At 60.1% G+C, this 18,765-nt stretch carries 16 protein-coding genes; 10 read left to right on the top strand and 6 right to left on the bottom strand.

Features of this window, described 5'->3' with window-relative positions:
* Positions 1–19 precede the first annotated feature (19 nt).
* The 3 genes from nrdA (at position 20) to yfaE (ending at position 3,895) form a co-directional block, all read left to right on the top strand.
* Positions 20–2,287 carry a class 1a ribonucleoside-diphosphate reductase subunit alpha gene (gene nrdA, locus ACE1BR_RS13950; protein WP_197929955.1) on the top strand — a complete coding sequence of 756 codons (2,268 nt, stop codon included), beginning with the start codon at positions 20–22 and terminating at the stop codon, positions 2,285–2,287.
* Positions 2,288–2,367: 80 nt separating this feature from the next.
* Positions 2,368–3,501, top strand: coding sequence for a class Ia ribonucleoside-diphosphate reductase subunit beta (nrdB, locus tag ACE1BR_RS13945; RefSeq protein WP_374871735.1), 1,134 nt, complete (start codon positions 2,368–2,370; stop codon positions 3,499–3,501).
* Between the two features lie 73 nt (positions 3,502–3,574).
* Positions 3,575–3,895, top strand: coding sequence for a class I ribonucleotide reductase maintenance protein YfaE (gene yfaE, locus ACE1BR_RS13940; RefSeq protein WP_374871230.1), 321 nt, complete (start codon positions 3,575–3,577; stop codon positions 3,893–3,895).
* Between the two features lie 136 nt (positions 3,896–4,031).
* Here yfaE and mltA read toward each other — a convergent pair whose 3' ends face one another.
* Positions 4,032–5,183 (bottom strand): murein transglycosylase A, encoded by a 1,152-nt coding sequence (gene mltA / locus ACE1BR_RS13935; RefSeq protein ID WP_374871228.1) that lies wholly within the window; start codon positions 5,181–5,183, stop codon positions 4,032–4,034.
* Positions 5,184–5,332: 149 nt separating this feature from the next.
* Between mltA and ACE1BR_RS13930 the strand changes: the two genes are divergently transcribed.
* On the top strand, positions 5,333–5,584 hold the full coding sequence (locus ACE1BR_RS13930; protein ID WP_374871226.1) for a DUF1289 domain-containing protein: 252 nt from the start codon (positions 5,333–5,335) through the stop codon (positions 5,582–5,584).
* Positions 5,585–5,685: 101 nt separating this feature from the next.
* Here the strand turns inward: ACE1BR_RS13930 and fruA are convergent, their stop codons facing one another.
* From fruA to fruB, 3 genes are read right to left on the bottom strand one after another with little or no spacing between them, the layout of a single operon-like run.
* Positions 5,686–7,410 (bottom strand): PTS fructose transporter subunit IIBC, encoded by a 1,725-nt coding sequence (gene fruA, locus ACE1BR_RS13925; RefSeq protein ID WP_374871224.1) that lies wholly within the window; start codon positions 7,408–7,410, stop codon positions 5,686–5,688.
* On the bottom strand, positions 7,407–8,396 hold the full coding sequence (pfkB, locus tag ACE1BR_RS13920; protein WP_374871222.1) for a 1-phosphofructokinase: 990 nt from the start codon (positions 8,394–8,396) through the stop codon (positions 7,407–7,409). Before pfkB ends, fruA begins: the two co-directional genes overlap by 4 nt.
* Positions 8,396–9,511 (bottom strand): fused PTS fructose transporter subunit IIA/HPr protein, encoded by a 1,116-nt coding sequence (fruB, locus tag ACE1BR_RS13915; RefSeq protein WP_374871220.1) that lies wholly within the window; start codon positions 9,509–9,511, stop codon positions 8,396–8,398. The genes pfkB and fruB overlap by 1 nt, the downstream gene beginning before the upstream one ends.
* 307 nt (positions 9,512–9,818) lie before the next feature.
* Between fruB and cra the strand changes: the two genes are divergently transcribed.
* The 5 genes from cra (at position 9,819) to ACE1BR_RS13890 (ending at position 14,883) form a co-directional block, all read left to right on the top strand.
* Positions 9,819–10,805, top strand: a complete 987-nt coding sequence (cra, locus tag ACE1BR_RS13910; protein ID WP_374871218.1) for a catabolite repressor/activator — start codon at positions 9,819–9,821, stop codon at positions 10,803–10,805.
* 638 nt (positions 10,806–11,443) lie between these two features.
* Positions 11,444–12,637 (top strand): aromatic amino acid transport family protein, encoded by a 1,194-nt coding sequence (locus ACE1BR_RS13905; RefSeq protein ID WP_374871216.1) that lies wholly within the window; start codon positions 11,444–11,446, stop codon positions 12,635–12,637.
* A gap of 73 nt (positions 12,638–12,710) precedes the next feature.
* Positions 12,711–13,466: a hypothetical protein gene (locus ACE1BR_RS13900; RefSeq protein WP_374871214.1), complete on the top strand. Its 756-nt coding sequence runs from the start codon at positions 12,711–12,713 to the stop codon at positions 13,464–13,466.
* A 249-nt stretch (positions 13,467–13,715) separates the two neighbouring features.
* A complete protein-coding gene (locus ACE1BR_RS13895; RefSeq protein ID WP_374871212.1) occupies positions 13,716–14,102 on the top strand; it encodes an MAPEG family protein in 387 nt (128 codons plus the stop codon).
* A gap of 115 nt (positions 14,103–14,217) precedes the next feature.
* On the top strand, positions 14,218–14,883 hold the full coding sequence (locus ACE1BR_RS13890; protein WP_374871210.1) for a hypothetical protein: 666 nt from the start codon (positions 14,218–14,220) through the stop codon (positions 14,881–14,883).
* Between the two features lie 99 nt (positions 14,884–14,982).
* On the opposite strand, the gene ACE1BR_RS13885 is transcribed toward ACE1BR_RS13890, so the two are convergent.
* Complete coding sequence (locus ACE1BR_RS13885; RefSeq protein WP_320546115.1) at positions 14,983–16,383, bottom strand: DEAD/DEAH box helicase; 1,401 nt, start codon at positions 16,381–16,383, stop codon at positions 14,983–14,985.
* A 350-nt stretch (positions 16,384–16,733) separates the two neighbouring features.
* Here ACE1BR_RS13885 and ACE1BR_RS13880 point away from each other — a divergent pair, with 350 nt between their 5' ends.
* On the top strand, positions 16,734–17,561 hold the full coding sequence (locus ACE1BR_RS13880) for a substrate-binding periplasmic protein (protein WP_374871208.1): 828 nt from the start codon (positions 16,734–16,736) through the stop codon (positions 17,559–17,561).
* Positions 17,562–17,668: 107 nt separating this feature from the next.
* Here ACE1BR_RS13880 and aroC read toward each other — a convergent pair whose 3' ends face one another.
* Positions 17,669–18,757 (bottom strand): chorismate synthase, encoded by a 1,089-nt coding sequence (aroC, locus tag ACE1BR_RS13875; protein WP_362816062.1) that lies wholly within the window; start codon positions 18,755–18,757, stop codon positions 17,669–17,671.
* Between the last annotated feature and the right edge of the window lie 8 nt (positions 18,758–18,765).

Raw genomic sequence — 18,765 nt, 5'->3', positions numbered from 1 at the left:
AACTGAAGGTCATCAGCCAATGAACTTGTTTGTGACGAAGCGTAACGGACACAAAGAACCCATCGATCTGGATAAAATTCACCGCGTGCTGGACTGGGCCGCCGAAGGGCTCGACAACGTGTCGGTCTCTCAGGTAGAACTCAAATCCCACATCCAGTTCTATGACGGTATCCGTACCGCCGACATTCACGAAACCATCATCAAGGCAACGGCTGATCTCATCTCCGAGCAGACCCCTGATTACCAGTACATGGCTGCCCGTCTGGCCATCTTCCATCTGCGCAAGAAGGCCTACGGCCAGTTCGAACCGCCCCATCTCTACCAGCACGTGGCTCGTCTGGTCGACATGGGCAAGTACGACAAACACCTGCTGGAAGACTACACCCAGGCTGAATTCGAAGAGCTGAACGCGCACATGGACCACTGGCGCGACATGAACTTCTCCTACGCAGCGGTCAAGCAGCTGGAAGGCAAGTATCTGGTCCAGAACCGCGTCACCGGCGAGATCTACGAGAGCCCGCAGTTCCTCTACATCCTGGTGGCGGCCTGCCTCTTCTCCAAGTACCCGAAAGATACTCGTCTGGACTACATCAAGCGCTTCTATGATGCGGTCTCGACCTTCAAGATCTCCCTGCCGACCCCGATCATGAGCGGTGTACGCACCCCGACCCGTCAGTTCAGCTCCTGCGTACTGATCGAGTGCGACGACAGCCTGGACTCCATCAACGCCACCGCCAGCTCCATCGTGCGTTACGTTTCCCAGCGCGCCGGTATCGGCATCAACGCTGGTCGCATCCGCGGTCTGGGCAGCCCGATCCGTGGTGGTGAAGCATTCCACACCGGTTGCATCCCCTTCTACAAATACTTCCAGACTGCCGTTAAGTGCTGCTCCCAGGGCGGCGTGCGCGGCGGTGCGGCCACCCTGTTCTACCCGCTGTGGCACACCGAAGTGGAGAGCCTGCTGGTTCTGAAGAACAACCGCGGCGTGGAAGAGAACCGTGTCCGTCACATGGACTACGGCGTGCAGATCAACAAGCTGATGTACCAGCGCCTCATCAAGGGCGGTGACATCACACTGTTCTCCCCGTCCGATGCGCCGGGCCTGTACGACGCCTTCTTTGCCGATCAGGACAAGTTTGAAGAGCTCTACGTCAAGTACGAGCAGGATCCTGCCATTCGCAAGAAGAGCATCAAGGCAGTCGATCTCTTCTCCCTGATGATGCAGGAGCGTGCCGGTACCGGTCGCATCTACATCCAGAACGTCGATCACTGCAACACCCACAGCCCGTTCGACCCGAGCGTGGCGCCGGTACGCCAGTCCAACCTCTGCCTCGAGATTGCGCTGCCGACCAAGCCGCTCAACAACATCGACGACGAGAGCGGCGAAATCGCCCTGTGCACCCTCTCCGCCTTCAACCTCGGCGCCATCGACAAGCTGGAAGATCTGGAAGAGATGGCGGATCTGGCCGTGCGTGCCCTCGATGCCCTGCTCGACTATCAGGACTACCCGATTGCCGCCGCCAAGAAGGGCAGCATGGGTCGTCGCACCCTGGGGATCGGCGTCATCAACTACGCCTACTACCTGGCCAAAAACGGTGCCCGCTACTCTGACGGCTCCGGTCTGGCCCTGACGCACCGCACCTTCGAGGCCATTCAGTACTACCTGCTGAAAGCCTCCGTGCAGCTGGCCCGCGAATTCGGCCCCTGCCCGCTGTTTGGTGAAACCACCTACGCCCAGGGCATTTTGCCCATCGATACCTATAAGAAGGATCTGGATGTACTGTGCAACGAGCCACTGCATCTGGATTGGGAAAGCTTGCGCGAAGAGATCAAGTCCGTGGGTCTGCGCAACTCCACCCTGACCGCCCTGATGCCGAGCGAGACCTCCAGCCAGATCTCCAACGCCACCAACGGCATCGAGCCGCCACGCGGTCTGGTCTCGGTCAAGGCCTCCAAGGACGGCATTCTCAAACAGGTGGTGCCCGAGTATGATCGCCTGAAAGATCAATACGAGCTGCTCTGGAAGCAACCGAGCGTCGACGGCTACCTGCAGCTGGTCGGGATCATGCAGAAGTTTGTGGATCAGGCGATCTCCGCCAACACCAACTACGACCCGGCCCGTTTCGAAGGCAACAAGGTGCCGATGAAACAGTTGCTCAAGGACTTGCTGACCGCCTACAAATACGGCCTCAAGACCCTGTACTATCACAACACCCGTGATGGTGCGGACGATGCCCAGACCGATCTGCAAGATGACGGTTGTGCTGGCGGAGCATGCAAAATCTAAGTCACGGCAAGATCTGATAACCGGGCGGGAGCATGAAGCTCCCGCTCTCCTGTTTTCTCTATTCACATATTCTGGTAACCATGGCCTATTCAACTTTCTGCCAAACCCAAAACGACCAGCTCAAAGAGCCGATGTTTTTTGGCCAATCGGTCAATGTGGCCCGTTATGATCAACAAAAGCACGAAGTGTTCGAGCGACTGATCGAGAAGCAGCTCTCCTTCTTCTGGCGCCCGGAAGAGGTTGATGTCTCTCGTGATCGCATCGACTATCAGGCCCTGCCGCCGCACGAGCAGCATATCTTCATCTCCAACCTGAAGTATCAGACCCTGCTGGATTCCATTCAGGGCCGCAGCCCCAACGTGGCACTGCTGCCGCTGGTCTCCATTCCGGAGCTGGAAACCTGGATCGAAACCTGGGCGTTCTCCGAGACCATCCACTCTCGCTCCTACACCCACATCATCCGCAATATCGTCAACACCCCCGCTCAGGTGTTCGACGACATCGTGACCAACGAGCAGATCCTCAAACGCGCTGGCTCCATCAGCCACTACTACGACGATCTGATCGAAGCGACCGCCCTCTACAACCTGCACGGTGAAGGGACCCACACCGTCGCTGGCCGCGAGGTGACCATCACATTGCGCGAGCTGAAGAAGAAGCTCTATCTCTGCCTGATGAGCGTCAACGCGCTGGAAGCGATCCGCTTCTACGTCAGCTTCGCCTGCTCCTTTGCCTTCGCCGAGCGCGAGCTGATGGAGGGCAACGCCAAGATCATCAAGATGATCGCCCGCGACGAAGCGCTGCATCTGACCGGTACCCAGCACATGCTGAACCTGATGCGCAGCGGCCAGGACGACCCCGAGATGGCCGAGATCGCCGCCGAGTGCGAACAGGCATGCTTCGAGCTGTTTAAAGAGGCAGCCCTGCAAGAGAAAGAGTGGGCCGAGTACCTGTTCCAGGGCGGCTCCATGATCGGCCTGAACAAGGACATCCTCTGCCAGTACGTCGAGTACATCACCAACCTGCGGATGGCCGCCGTCGGTCTGCAGCCAGCCTTTGCTGGTACCAAGCAGAACCCGATCCCCTGGATCAACACCTGGCTGTCGTCCGACAACGTGCAGGTCGCCCCGCAAGAGGTAGAGGTAAGCTCCTATCTGGTAGGTCAGATCGACAGTGAAGTGAATGCCGATGACCTTGGTGATTTCGAACTGTGAGTAAGCTACCTGATATGCTGGTCGGTCAGATCGACAGCGAAGTGAATGCTGAAGACCTGGGTGATTTCAAGCTGTGAGTGACGCCACCAACACGCGGACCCCTGCCCCGCACTCGCCTGCCGAACAGCAGGCGGTGCAGGCACCACGGGTACATACCCGGGATGGCGTGCTGCACGCCCATCCCGGCGAAAGCGTGCTGGAAACCCTGGAGCGCCACGGCCATCGGGTCGAGTTCCAGTGCCGCAGCGGCTATTGCGGTGCCTGCCGCACCCCGCTCATCGCGGGCAAGGTGCACTATCCCAATGTGCCGCTCGCCTTTGTTTCCCAAGGGGAGTGCCTCCCCTGCTGCTGCAAGCCGGTCGGCGCCATCAAGCTGGATATCCAGAAACGCTGATCCCGCTTGCCGCACCTCGTGCGCGCAGCCAAGGAGACCAAAACAAAAAGCCGCCGGATTGCTCCGGCGGCTTTTTTACATCTATCTCGATGCTTGAGTTGGCTGGCGGCTGATGCACCACCCACCAGCACAGGCGTTACAGCCAGGGCGCGGCAGTCGGCCCGTGGTGCAGACCCAGCTTCCAGACCCGGCCAAAGTGCTTGTAGTGACCGGCAGCAACGCCAGCCTTCTCGCCCATGCCGTGGTAGAGGTCGAGGTGACCCTTCTTCACCGCCCCGCCCACATCCAGCGCAATCAACAACCGCAGCTGATGTTTGCCGGTCCAGTTGCCCTCTTGGTCGAGCAGCGGCACTTCCGCCAGGATCGGGGTGCCCATCGGCAGCAGGGTCTTGTCTGCAGCGACGGCCGCCATCGGCAGCAGCGGAATACCGGCGGCACCAATCACATCGTTGGTCGGGCGGAGCTCGAAGAAGACATAGGAGGGGTTCTGCTCCACCAGCTCCTTGACACTCTCCTCCGGCTGACGATTCGCCCAATCCTTGATAGCTTTCATCGACATCTGCTCCTTGGGCACTTCACCGCGGTCGATCAGCACCCGGCCGATACTGACGTAACCGTGACCGTTCTTGCCGCTGTAGCCCAGATATTGCAGCCGATCCTCGTCGCCATAGTGAACGAAGCCGGAGCCCTGTACGTCCATCAGGAAGTTGTCGATAAGGGATTTGCTGTAGCCCAGCTCCAGCCCGCGGTTGGCCAGCGCCCCCTGATGGATCTGGGCCCGGGTCGGACAACGGCTGCCACAGTTGGGCATGGCATAGATGGGGAACTTGTACTTGGCATCGGGACGACGACGCACCTCCAGCACCGGCGAGTAGTAGCCGGTGAAGAGCACGTTACCCATCCGATCCGATCCGCCCAGCTGGGCCAGACTGATGCCGTACCGAGTGATGTCGGCGGGGTTGCCACCGTTGGCCACCCAACGAGATAGCTTGTGGTAGAGCTCGCCATAACGGCGATTCATCTTGCCGGAACGCTCCAGCACCAGCCGGCTCTGGGAGCCAAACTTGCTGTAATCGGCTCGTGCACGGCTATTGACCCGCTCAACCCTGACCAGATCCCCCGGCAAGGTGCCGTCCAGATACTGCTTGCCCAGATTTTCCGGCACCTCGCAGTTCAGGAAACATCTGTTGTCAGTCTGTTTTTTGGGCACCTGGTTTTGATCAGAGTTGCCTGCACACCCGGCCAGACCCAGCACCACGGCGGTCAGCCAGTACGCGTGTTTATTCATATGTCCTCATATAACGCCAATAGCCATGCTCGGCGGGGAAGATGCCAAATTTGCTGGGGGAAAGCAAACGACATCAATCAGTTGAAGAGGGATTTCGCCAAAGGTGATGGCTGGGTTATAACAAGGTGACAGGATGTGCGAGGTGATGGATGGAACAGCTCGAGATCTTCCCGCTGCAGAGCCCTTGTATCGGGGTCTGCGAAGTGAACAACAAGGGCTACTGCAAAGGGTGTTTGCGCAGCCGTGAGGAGCGTTTCAACTGGCTCGCCATGACCCCCGCCCAGCAGCAGGATGTAATGCGTCTGTGCCGCGCCCGCAAGGCGCGGGTCGAAGCCGCCCGCCGCAAAGCGCTGGAGGGGGCCCAACCCGAGCAGCCGGAGCAACCTGGCTGGGATTTTTAAACTCCGCCTACCTGCCCCCTCACAGCTCACCTATGTCCCCGGCAATAAAAAAGCGGCCCGCAGGCCGCTCTTGGTTATGATGTATTGCCAGATGGCAAGGCTTATGCCGTGGCCAGCTTGGCCTGCACTTCGCCGCGCTTGAGCATGGCGTAGGAGACACCGGTCAACAGCGAGCCTGCGGCAATCGCCACGATATACATCATGACGTTGCTGATGGCGTGCGGGATGAACAGCACGAACAGACCGCCGTGGGGCGCCATCAATTCGCAGCCAAACAGCATAGAGAGCGCACCGGTCAGGGCGCCGCCGACCATACAGGCCGGGATGACCCGCATCGGATCCTTGGCGGCAAACGGAATGGCCCCCTCGGAGATGAAGCACAGACCCAGTACGAAAGAGGCTTTGCCTGCTTCCTGCTCCGCCTTGATAAACTTGGTGCGGGCCAGGAAGGTGGCGATCCCCATCCCCAGTGCCGGCACCATACCGGCGGCCATCACGGCGGCCATCGGGGCGTAGGTTTTGGAGGCCAGCAGGCCGACCCCGAAGGCGTAGGCCGCCTTGTTGACCGGGCCCCCCATGTCGAAGCACATCATGGCGCCGATGATGACACCCAGCAGCACGGCGTTGGCGGAGCCCATGTTGTTGAGGAAGGTGGTCATAGCGCTCATGATGCCTGCCACCGGGCCACCGACGACGTAGATCATCACCAGACCGGTAAACAGGCTGGCCACCAACGGAATGATCAGGATCGGCTTGAGCGCTTCCAGGGTCACCGGCAGGCGCACCTTGTCGCTCAGATACTTGGCGCTGTAACCGGCCAGAAAACCAGCCACGATGCCGCCAAGGAAACCGGCGCCCAGCGAGCTTGCCAGCATGCCACCGATCATGCCGGGGGCGAGACCCGGACGGTCAGCGATGGAGTAGGCAATGTAACCGGCCAGCACCGGGATCATCAGGGCAAAGGCGGAGCCACCACCGATCTTCATCAGGGCGGCGGCCAGAGTGCCTTCCACCTTGAACGCTTCAATCCCGAACACGAACGAGAGCGCGATAATCAGGCCGCCCGCCACCACCATGGGCAGCATGAAGGAGACACCGGTCAGCAGGTGCTTGTAGGGGCCCGCTTTTTCCTCTTTCTTGGGCTGGCTGGCGCCGCTGTGGCGATAGGTTTTCGCCTCGGTCCAGGCCTTGTCGAGCTCGGCGCGGGTTTTCTTCAGTGCCGCACCGGTACTGGTGCGATAGACCGGCTTGCCGTCGAAACGGGCCATGTCCACCTCGATGTCGGTGGCAAGGAATACCAGATCAGCAGATGCAATCTCCTCGGCAGTCAGGGCATTCTGGGCACCGACCGAGCCTTGAGTCTCGACGCGGATCTGATAACCCAGCTGCTTGGCCATGGTCTCCAGCGCTTCTGCCGACATAAAGGTGTGGGCCACCCCGGTCGGGCAGGCAGTCACCGCCACAATACGCTTGCCAGCGGCGGCGGGTTTAGCTGCGGCGGGAGCGGCTTGATGGCGATAGACGCTGGCGCCGCTGGTGGCAGCTTCCAGCAAGGCGGCCGGATCTTGCAGGGCGAGATCCATGCTGCCCTGATAGACCCGCTTGCCGTCATAGGCAGCAAGATCCACCGGGGCGCTGGCGACAACCAGCACCATGTCGGCGGCGGCAATCTGCTCCTTGCCCGGCACCTGACGGGGTTGCACGCTAGAGCCGACGTCGAGGGTGAGTTCCCAGCCAGCCAGTTTGGCCTGCTGTTCTATCCGTTTTGCAGCGAGAAAGCTGGTGGCAATGCCCGCCGGGCAAGCCGTAACCAAGATTGCTTTCATTGGGCATCTCCTGAGTTTTCCATTGGGGGGGTATTGCAATGAATCGGTGCCAGCGCATCCAGACGCTCTACGCGCACCTGTTCAAGTAAAGGGTTGAGCACATTGATATCGTCAAAGCCGACTGCGACCTGACTGACCGCCAAGGCCGAGACGGCGGTGGCCAGCCGCAGGGTCTGCTCCGGTGCCCAACCAAGGCTGAGGCCATGGGCGAGACCGGCCACCAGCGAGTCGCCAGCACCGACCGTGCTGACCACCTGCATCCGCGGCGGAATGGCCTGCCAGACGGCATCCGGGGCAAACCAGATCAGGCCATCGGCGCCGTTGGAGATCACCACGTTGGGGATCCCGCTTGCCTGCAGCGCGCGGGCACACTCGGCCTGCTCGCTCAGGGTCTTGATAGGGCGGCCCGCCCATTGCTCAAGTTCTTCCAGATTCGGTTTGACCAGAGTCGGCGCCGCCTTAATCCCTTCGCTTAACGCCGCGCCGCTGCAATCGAAGATCACCTGCTTGCCTTTGGCCTTGAGCAGGCGGATCAGATGGGCGCAGTAATCGGGGGCCACCCCTTTGGGCAGGCTGCCCGCCAGCACGAACCAGTCAGCGTGCGCTGCCAGCTCGTCGATGGCCTGTTCCAACGCACTCACTTCCCCTTCATGAATGGTGAGCCCCGGCAGGTTGAGATCGGTGACCCGACCGGACTGCTCGGAGATCTTGACGTTGATGCGGGTGCTGCCAGCGACACGGACAAAGTGATCATCCAGCGCCCGCTCTGCAAACAGGGAGACAAAGCTCTGTTCATTGTCAGCGCCCAGCCAGCCGGTGACGCTCACGCCGCGGCCCAAATCCTTGAGCACCATGGCGACGTTGATCCCCTTGCCCGCCGCGCGCAGGTTGGCCTCGCTCACCAGATTGACCTCGCCAAGGCTCATCGCCTCGAGACGGGTGGTGAGATCAAGGGCGGGGTTGAGAGTAATGGTGACAATCTTCATCAATGCGCCCCCTCGCCCAGACCAGCGGCGATCGCCTCACCAATCCCCTTGAGGGCGGCATCGGCATCGGCCCCTTCGGCGCGAAATGCCAGACGATGCCCGCACTTGACCCCAAGGCCGATCACCTTCATCAGGCTCTTGGCGGAGACCGCCTCGCCACTGCCATCCAGATTGGCAACCCGAATGTCGGATGCAAACTCTTTGGCCACCTTGACCAGCATGGCGCCGGGACGGGCATGCAGGCCGTGGGGGTTGATGATGGTGAAGGTTTCGGAAAGACCGCTCGCCGGCCCCGCCTGCAACATGGCCAGCCCCTCGTCGCCCGCCAGCGTCGCCAGCTGACCGGCAGCCGCCAGTTTGGCCAGATTCTCCAGTTGCGGCAGATGGCCGCTATCTGCGGCGCACAGCAGCAGCATGGCGCTGACCGGCAGATCCCCTGCGCTCAATTCGCTACTCGGGGTGGCCAGCACCCAGCCAGTCTGGGCCGATGCTGTTTGCTGAACATTGGCGCGGGCCAGCCAGACGCCCTCGCCCAGATAGGCTGGGTCGCTTGCCAGCAGCGCGCTCACCATGGCGGCATCACCCCAGCCCGCCGATTTGGCGCGGGCGGCTGCGCCCAGCAACAGCTGGTCGCGATCGTCGGCCGGGAAGTCGGCCAGGGTCAGGTATTGCACCTCTTTGGCCACCGTCGCGCCGGTCAAGATGTTGATGATGGTGTCGGCATCGGTGGCCTCTTTGAGCTGGGCAGCCGCCAGCTCGTCACCCAGCACATGGGTGAGCTGGCGCAAGATGCCCAGATGCTCGTCTGACTTGGCGGCAATCCCGATGGCGACATAGGCAATCTGCCCCTCGTCCCACTCGATGCCATGGGGGAACTGGGCCACCATGACGCCGGTGCGCTTCACCAGATGACGGGTGTCGGTGGTGCCGTGGGGAATGGCGATGCCGCTGCCAAGGTAGGTGGCATGCTGCGCTTCACGGGCCAGCATGCCATCGACATAGCCCGCCTCCACCAGACCGGCCTCGGTCAGTTTGCCTGCCAACAGGGCAATCGCTTCAGCTTTGGTCGCTACCGACTGCCCCAGCAAGATCTGCTCTCGCACCAACTTCAACATAGCCACTCTCCATCAGATCCCGAACTCGCCGGGTCAACACAATTGAACATTCGGTTTGCCTGCCAGCTGACGATAGTCGGAATACCTCGAAATGTGATCCTGACCGGGTTTTACCATCCTGCTCTGCATCTCTGCGAAGCGGTGCTGCTGACAAGCTGAATCGTTTCACTTACACTCAGACTGAATCGTTTCAGCGAATTGATCAAGTACCCACAAAGAGTGGTTTTCAATGATATGATCCCGCGCACACTTTTCGGTGCCCTTACCAGGCAGTGCCCGTGGGCCTAGCAACTCAAACAGAGCCAATATGATGAAACTGGATGAAATCGCCGCCCTCGCCGGTGTCTCGCGCACCACGGCCAGCTATGTGATCAACGGCAAGGCCGACCAATACCGCATCAGTCAGGCCACCCGCGACAAGGTGATGGCAGTAGTCACCGCCCACAACTACCAGCCGGACAGCCGCGCCGCCTCCCTGCGCGGCGGCCAGACCAAGACCCTCGGCTTTATCCTGCCCGACCTTGAGAATGCCAGTTACGCCAAGCTGGCCAAACGGCTGGAACAGGGGGCGCGGGCACAGGGCTATCAACTGCTCATCGTCTGCTCGGAAGATGACCCCGCCACCGAAAAAGAGCTGGCCCAGATGCTGGTGAGCCGCCATGTGGATGCCCTGCTGGTAGCCAGCTGCCTGCCGCCTGACGATCCCTACTATGGCAACCAGCAGGCGCAGGGGGTGCAGATCCTCGCCATCGACCGGAGCATGGCAGCCGACAAGTTTGTCACCGTCGCCAGTGAAAATGAGAAGGCGAGCTTTGACCTCACCGCCTCCCTGCTCACCCCTACCCTTCGCCATATCGCCTTGATCACAGCACTGCCGGAACTGACGATCAGTCAGGAGCGCAAAGCGGGCTTCGAGCAGGCCATCGCCAGCCACAGCGCGACCTGCCACCTCTGTGAAGGGGCCCACTTCTCGCGCGCCGAGGGGTATCGCCTGATCAAACATCTGCACCAGCAGCTGGGCCAACTGCCCGAGGCGCTGATCACCACCTCCTACATCCTGATGGAGGGGGTACTCGACTACCTGTTGGAGCAGGAGACCGATATGAGCCAGCTTGCCATGGCCACCTTCGGCGACGATCGGCTGCTCGATTTTCTCCCCTTCGGCATCAACTCCCTGCCCCAGCAGCACGATGCGCTGGCGAGCCAGGCGCTGGAGCTGGCACTCAAGGCGGTCAATGGCGATTACCAGAGCGGGCTGCACTATGTGAGCCGCACCCTCAAGCGGCGCCGCTAAGCCGCCTGCGGCAATTGCTCACAACCGCACAGGCTGCCTGCAAAAACTGCCGGAATGGGCAGCCAGAACTGACAGCCTGTGCGGCTGCACTTCTCCACGCCCACCTTTGCATTCGCCATTTTGACCAGCGGAAGATCGGCCAACCGGCAGACAGGGCTTGCCCCCCCTGCTCAGGGCCCGTTTATCGGCCCATCGGCTCGCTATAAATTGAATTTATGGCTTTTGGTCATATGACCTTATTTTTACTTATGCCGAGCCAGCTGGGCCGATAACGCCCCGTTTTGCCCTCTGCCGCCCCTTCCCGGCGCCTGCAGCAACCCCCTCCGATCCCGAGGGCTGCGTCAACCGGATTGGCATCAACACCTCAAGGCGCACATTTTTTCGGCGCATAGCGCAAAGTGTCACTTTTTATTTCCACCCAAATGCCTTTCACAGCACAAGATCCGCATTTTAGGGGTTGTCTCCGCTATTTCGATCCGTTAACGTGGCAACCATCTTTTACAACCGACAGGTTTCAGGTACAGATGTTTCCACGCCGATATTGCTAGCCTCCGGCTTTTCCCCCGGAGGCGCCTCCCGACACAGCCAACTGGCTCTCTCTTGTTTGCAACATCTCCGCTCACTTTCGGATGGATAACATGAACACCAAGACTCTGGGTTGTACCCTGTTGATTGCCGGCACCACCATAGGCGCCGGTATGCTGGCCCTGCCGCTGGCCTCCTCCTCCCTCGGCGGCCCCGCCACCCTGCTGCTGATGATTGGCCTGTGGGCCCTGATGGCCTTTACCGCCATGCTGCAGGTGGAGGCCAGCCTCAACACCGGCAAGTGGTACCTGCACCAGCTGGCGGATCACCTGCTCGGCCCCTGGGGCAAGCGCATCGCCTCCTTCTGCATCCTGATGCTGTTCTACGCCCTCGCCTCCGCCTACATCAGCGGTGGCAGCAGCCTGCTGGCACAGGCGCTGGCCGATGCCGGCATCACCCTGAGCCAGGAGCAGGCCGCCTGGGCCTTTACCCTGCTGTTTGGCGGCATGGTCTGCGTCGGTACCCGCTCGGTGGATTACCTCAACCGGCTGATGTTCACCGTCAAGCTGGTGATCATGGTCGGCGTGCTGGCGCTGCTGCTGCCGCGCGCCCAGGGCGAACACCTGCTCGCCATGCCGCTCGGGGAAGGGCTGCTGCTGGCGGGTCTGCCGGTCATCTTCACCTCGTTCGGCTTTCACGGCTCGATCCCGAGCGTGATGCTCTACCTCGGTGATTGCCCCAAGCAGCTGCGCCGGGTCTTTGTCTGGGGCTCCGCCCTGCCGCTGATCCTCTACGTGCTGTGGCAAGTGGCCATTCTGGGGCTGCTCGGCCAATCCTCCCTGCTGGCCAATGGCGGCGCGCTCGACAGCCTGCTCGCCAGCGTCGGCAAGCTGGTGAGCTGGCCCGCCTTCAATCAGGCGATGCACCTGTTTGCCGATCTGGCACTCGCCACCTCCTTCCTCGGGGTGACGCTGGGACTGTTTGACTTTATGGCCAAGGTGACCCGTCGCAAGGACAACTGGCAGGGCCGCAGCCAGACTGGCCTTATCACCTTTGTGCCGCCGCTGCTGTTTGCCCTCTACTTCCCGCAGGGCTTTATCATGGCTCTCGGCTACGCCGCCATTGCGCTGGCAATCCTCGCGGTACTGCTGCCTGTGGCGCTGGTGTGGCAGAGCCGTAAACAGGCGCCAGCCCACCACTACCGCGCCCCGGGTGGCGTGGTGGCGCTGGGAGTAGCCGCGGCCATGGGCGTGCTGATTGTCGGCGTCCAGATCAGCGTCAGCATGGGACTGCTGCCCGCGCTGTAATCCCCGATACTGAATGCCCCAAATAACAAAGCCCCACCAATATCTGTTGGCGGGGCTTTGTTCTACAGCCACGATGCTTATCTCTATTCTGCACATCTCCACTCTCGACAAGGGGAGTGGTCAGCTACGCTTTTTGCATACCGGATTGAGCGAGGTGCGGAGTATGAAGTGGGCTGGCTGGTGGCTGCTGTTTTGTCTTAACCCGATTGCCCATGGCGCCCCCTTGTCGCTGGCGGCCCCCGTCGAATATATTCCCCTGCTACGCCCCTTCTATGAAGAGTGGTTTGCTAAGGCCAGAGTCGAGTTTACCTTTATCCCCTGCACCCTCGCCCGCTGCCGCAAGCTGGTCGATGCAGACAGCACCATCGACGGGGATATCGCCCGGATTAGTGGCTTGGAGCAGACCCACCCACAAATGATCCCGGTCGGTGTGGCAATTGGGGAGGTCACCATCTATGCACAGAGCCAGCACGATGCCCGCTGGCCCCCTGCCAGTCAGGAGCTGGTTGGCTGCCTGCGCGGCATTCAGTGGTGCAAGCGCTATCTCGACAGTCGGCGTATCGTCTGGTTCAACGATGAGAAACAGGGTCTCGCCCTGCTCAAGCACGGCAGAACCGATTGGGTTATCCGACTGCAGCCCTCCAATCAATCCCCCCTCGCCGCGCCCTGGAAACGGGTCTCCGATATGGAGGTCTATCTCTACCTCAACAAGAGCCGCCAACCACATATTGCCGCCCTTATCCAATCCCAGCAGCAGCTGATCGCCAGTGGCCGCTGGCAACAGATGCAGGAGCGCTACCTCTCCGCGCTGCTAACCCCCATCCGCTGATAATCGGCACCACCGAAGACCCCTCGTTCTGCTTGCTGCCAGTGCTGGACCACTCTTCCCTTACGAGGGTTAATGGCGCAGCGCTCTGCGCTTCATCAACAGGGTCAACACACGCTCGATGGTGAGTAAGCCGAGGACGGTCGTGCTGCGGCAGTTTGCTGCTACCCTCAGAGGCAAGCCATTGAGACGCCAAGCAATATAAATCAAGTCACAAGCGACTCGACACCATCACACCGGGAGCCAGATATCATGACCATACTGCCTGTTTACGCGGCCCTGCTCGCCCTGCTGTTTGTGTTGCTGAGCATTCGCACCATTCGCACTCGTCACCGTCATAAAGTGGCACTCGGCCATGGCGATGATCCCGCCATGCTGCGGGCCATGCGGGTGCATGCCAACTTTGCCGAGTATGTTCCCCTCGCCCTGCTGCTGATCTATTTTGTCGAAGCTAGCAGCCAGACCCCCTGGCTTATCCATCTACTGGGAATTGCCTTGTTGCTTGGCCGCCTCTGTCACGCTTTTGGCATGAGCCGCACGCCGGAAAATTTCCGCTACCGGGTGGTGGGGATGAGTTTGACCTTCACGGTGATCCTGGTGAGTGCGGCCCATATTCTGATCACGGCACTGCTCCCCTGACTCACCCGTCACGGATAAACGGTGGCACAGCCGGGTTGCCATGCCCATCGGCTATTCTTCTTTGCAAATCGTCTCAACTTTTCTGCTAAACATAAGCCCGGTTCAGGAGTGCGATATGAAGTTGATTGGCTGGTTACTGCTTGTCGGGCTAACCCCGTTTGCCCACGGAACCCCGCTGAAACTGGCTGCTGCGGTAGAAAACATCGCGTTAATGACACCCTTTTTCCATGAGTGGTTTGGCCGAGCCAGTATCGATTTCCAGCTGATCCCCTGCACCTATGCCCGCTGCGACAAGCTGATTGAGTCTACGAATGCCGTTGACGGCGACATGGCCCGCGTCAAGGGGTTTGAGCAGGCCTATCCCCGCTTGCAGCCCATCGGGGCCCCCATCTCTGAAATCGCTATTTATGGCCAAACCCACAGTAATCTGAGCTGGCCCCCTGCCAAAGGGGCGATGATTGGCTGCGTACGTGGCATCAAGTGGTGCGTGCGTTACCTGACCGACTATCACATCGTCTGGCTAAACGATGAAAAACAGGGCCTTGCCCAGCTACAAAGAGGCAAAGTGGATTGGGTCATCAAAAAGCGCCCCGCCTATCCCTATCAACCCGTACCAGCCGCCCCCTGGCAGAAGATCGCCAGTGATCAGCTCTATCTCTACCTCGATAAAAAACACAGCAGCGACATCTCAACTCTGATCAAGGTGCAGTTGGAGATGATCAAAAGCGGCCGCTGGCTCCAGATGCAAAAGCAGTATCTGTCCGCGATGCCACAAAACTAAACCCTGAAAATGGGTATGCTCTGAAAGCAAAAAGCCCTGCCAGATTGGCAGGGCTTTTTAGATCAACCGATCAGCTGGGGAGCGAGGCTCCCGAGCCGCTTACTGGTTGTGGGTAGAGCGACGGGGACGACGGGCCTGAGCCGGTTTGCCTGCGCCATCAGCCGGACGCTGACCACCTTGCGGCTTGGGCTTGCCACCGTTACCGGTACGCGCACCGCCAGCATTGCCATTGGAAGCAGAACGACCGGCACCCTGACGCTGGCCCTGACCTTGCGGACGCGGCGCACGGCGCTGCTCGCTCGGATCGCGGGGCTCTTTGCGCAGCGGCGCGCCGATACCACGGGCGATGTTGTCGAGGGTCTCGCGGGAAGCTTCAAAACCGGCCACCTGCTCGCACGGGATGTTCTGCTTGGTCAGACGCTCGATGGCCTTGATCAGCTTGCCTTCATCGGCCGCGACCAGGGAGATGGCGTGACCGGCAGCACCGGCACGACCGGTACGACCGATACGGTGCACGTAATCTTCCGCCACGTTGGGCAGCTCGAAGTTGACCACTTGCGGCAACTTGTCGATATCCAGACCACGGGCAGCGATATCGGTCGCCACCAGCACCTTGACGCTACCATCCTTGAAACCGGCCAGCGCGCGGGTACGGGCACCCTGGCTCTTGTTGCCGTGGATGGCGGCAGCACTGACGCCGTTCTTGTCGAGGGTCTCGGCAACGCGGTTAGCCATGTGCTTGGTACGGGTGAACACCAGTACCTGCTGCCAGTTGTTGCTGGTCACCAGATGGCTCAGCAGGCCGATCTTGTTGGCCTTGTCACAGGGGTGAACCAGCTGCTCGATACGCTCGGCGGTGCTGTTGCGCGGGGCAACTTCGATCACCGCCGGGTTGTCCAAGAGGCCGGTGGCCAGTTCGCGGATCTCGTCGGCGAAAGTCGCGGAGAACAGCAGGTTCTGGCGCTTCTTCGGCATCAGGGCCAGGATGCGGCGGATGTCGCGGATAAAACCCATGTCGAGCATGCGGTCCGCTTCGTCCAGTACCAGGATCTCCACTTCGTCGAACTTGACGGCATTCTGGTTGTAGAGATCCATCAGGCGGCCAGGACAGGCCACCAGCACGTCCAGACCACGGCGAGTCGCCATCATCTGCGGGTTGATGCTCACGCCACCAAACACTACGTGGCTGCGCATCGGCAGGTGTTTGCCGTAGTTACGCACGCTCTCGCCCACCTGGGCGGCCAGCTCGCGAGTCGGGGTCAGCACCAGCGCACGAATGCGGTTCGGAGAAACCTTGCGCTTGCTCTCCATCAGACGTTGCAGCATCGGCAGGGTAAAGCCTGCGGTCTTGCCGGTCCCTGTTTGGGCCGCCGCCATCAGATCGCGGCCAGCCAGAACGGCGGGGATCGCTTGCTGCTGAATGGGAGACGGGGTGTCGTAGCCTTGTTCGGCAACGGCACGCAACAAGGGTTCGGCCAGACCGAGGGAAGTAAAACTCATAGTTACCTGCTAGGGATAGTGGCGCCGGGGATTTGTGGTGGGGCTCCTCTGCTGAGCCGATGCCATCTCACAAGATCTGGGCCTATTGAGAAAACAACGATTTCCCCGGGGAGCAGAGCAAAGGGGAAAGAATAGAGGCGCAGTCTAACGGAGTTGTCCGGGATAAACGAGAAAAATGTGATGCCCCTCCCAGCACGAACAGAAAATATCCTTTCCTAACCTTCGAACAATGCCTTTGACAAGTGATTCATACACCACACTATTAACTGAAAAGATAATATTTATTCGACAAACACCCACCACAAAATGCAGCGATCCGAAATGGCAAAACGTCATTGTGAGGTTTACCTATGAGCAAGCGATATGTCACGACCCGGGGTAAATGGGCAACATGGATTGGCCTGCTGATCCTGCTGTTAAGCCCTGCCCTGCAAGCCAGTCAGACGCTGATCGTGGCCTGGAGCCACTGGCCCCCCTTCAGCCAGCTCAACAGCAAGGGACAACTGGAAGGGGTAGATGTCACCCTGACGCGCCAAATCCTGACCCAGGCCGGTTTTACCCCCACATTTCGCGAAATGCCCTGGGCCCGATCGCTCCTTGAGGTGAAACATCATCAGATCGATGTGATCATGGCCGCCCTGCCATTGTCGAAACACCTGCAATATGCCCGCTATTCGATGCCCTATCGCCAAAACGCCTATGTCCTGCTGAGCCACAACCCTGTTTCAGGTCAGCGCAATCTCTGGCCACAACTCGATTCATACTCCAAATTCTGCCACGACACGGAACTCAGACTGGGCAAGCTGCGCGGTATTAGTCCAACCCCGCAGATGGAAGAGTGCCCGACCCTCAAGAGAGCCACAGAGTACAACAAGGAGGACAAACTGTTCGAACTGCTGCAGGCCCATCGTCTGGATGGCATCATCATGGAGTGGCAATATGCCCGCGAGCGGCTGACACAACTGGGAGCCGAAGGGGAAATCAGCTGCCAGCTCCTGCTACAAAACCAGCCAGTCACTCTGATGTTTGCCAACACCAGTATCAACAATGAACAGATGACAGCGATCAACCAGGCCATCAGCGCCCTGCCCAAAAACGACCGCCAGTTTGTGCTCCCTACTTGTCGTCTTGATGCCGCTCCGCAGGCGTCTGATCAGCTGATAAGCCACCAGCCATGATCCGGCGTTCATGCCCGATACCGGATAAAAACAAGAAAGGCGACCGAAGGTCGCCTTTCTCATTCTGGCCAATCAACGTTTGATCAGCTGATTAGCCGTTATGCCGATCAACGCAGTTGTGGCGTCTGGGTCAGCACACCCTGATTCTGGGCACGATGGCGCAGCAGGTGATCCATCAATACCAGTGCCAGCATGGCTTCGGCGATAGGCACGGCGCGGATGCCGACGCAAGGATCATGGCGACCCTTGGTGATCATCTCTATAGCTTCGCCCTCGGTATTGATCGTCTTGCCAGGCACAGTAATGCTGGAGGTCGGCTTGAGCGCCATGCTGACCACGATATCCTGACCGGATGAGATACCACCCAGAATGCCGCCCGCATGGTTGCTGGCAAAGCCTGCCGGGGTCATCTCGTCGCGATGCTCGGAGCCTTTTTGCTCCACCACCGCGAACCCGTCGCCGATCTCCACCCCTTTGACCGCATTGATGCCCATCATGGCATGGGCAATGTCGGCGTCGAGGCGGTCGAACACCGGCTCACCGAGGCCCACCGGCACATTGCTGGCAATGACCTGCACCTTGGCGCCAATGCTGTTGCCCTCTTTTTTCAGGTCACGCATATATTGATCAAGCGCTTCCAGCTTGCCCGCATCGGGGAAGAAGAAGGGGTTCTGCTCAATCTGCGCCGCGTCGAACGCCTCGGCCTTGATGGGGCCAAGCTGGGAGAGGAAACCGGTGATCTCGATGCCGTGCACCTGTTTCAGGTACTTCTTGGCAATGGCCCCCGCCGCCACCCGCATCGCAGTTTCGCGGGCAGAAGAGCGGCCGCCGCCACGATAGTCACGCTGACCATACTTCTGGTGATAGGTGTAGTCAGCGTGACCCGGCCGGAACAGATCCTTGATGTCGGAGTAATCCTTGGAGCGCTGATCGGTATTCTCGATGAGCAGCCCGATGGAGGTGCCGGTGGTCTTGCCCTCGAACACCCCGGAGAGGATCTTCACCTCATCCGGTTCGCGACGTGGCGTGGTGTAGCGGGAGGTGCCCGGCTTGCGCCGATCCAAGTCTCCCTGCAGATCCGCCTCGCTGATCTCCAGCCCCGGCGGGCAACCATCGACCACAGCGCCCAGCGCCAGGCCGTGGCTCTCACCAAAGGTGGTGACTCGAAAAAGTTGGCCAAAACTGTTCCCTGCCATGCGCGCTC

It is taken from the genome of Aeromonas sp. MdU4, assembly GCF_041929505.1.
Lineage (GTDB): Bacteria > Pseudomonadota > Gammaproteobacteria > Enterobacterales > Aeromonadaceae > Aeromonas.
Note: the sequence above shows the minus strand (reverse complement) of the source record. Positions and strands in the feature narration are given on the sequence as shown.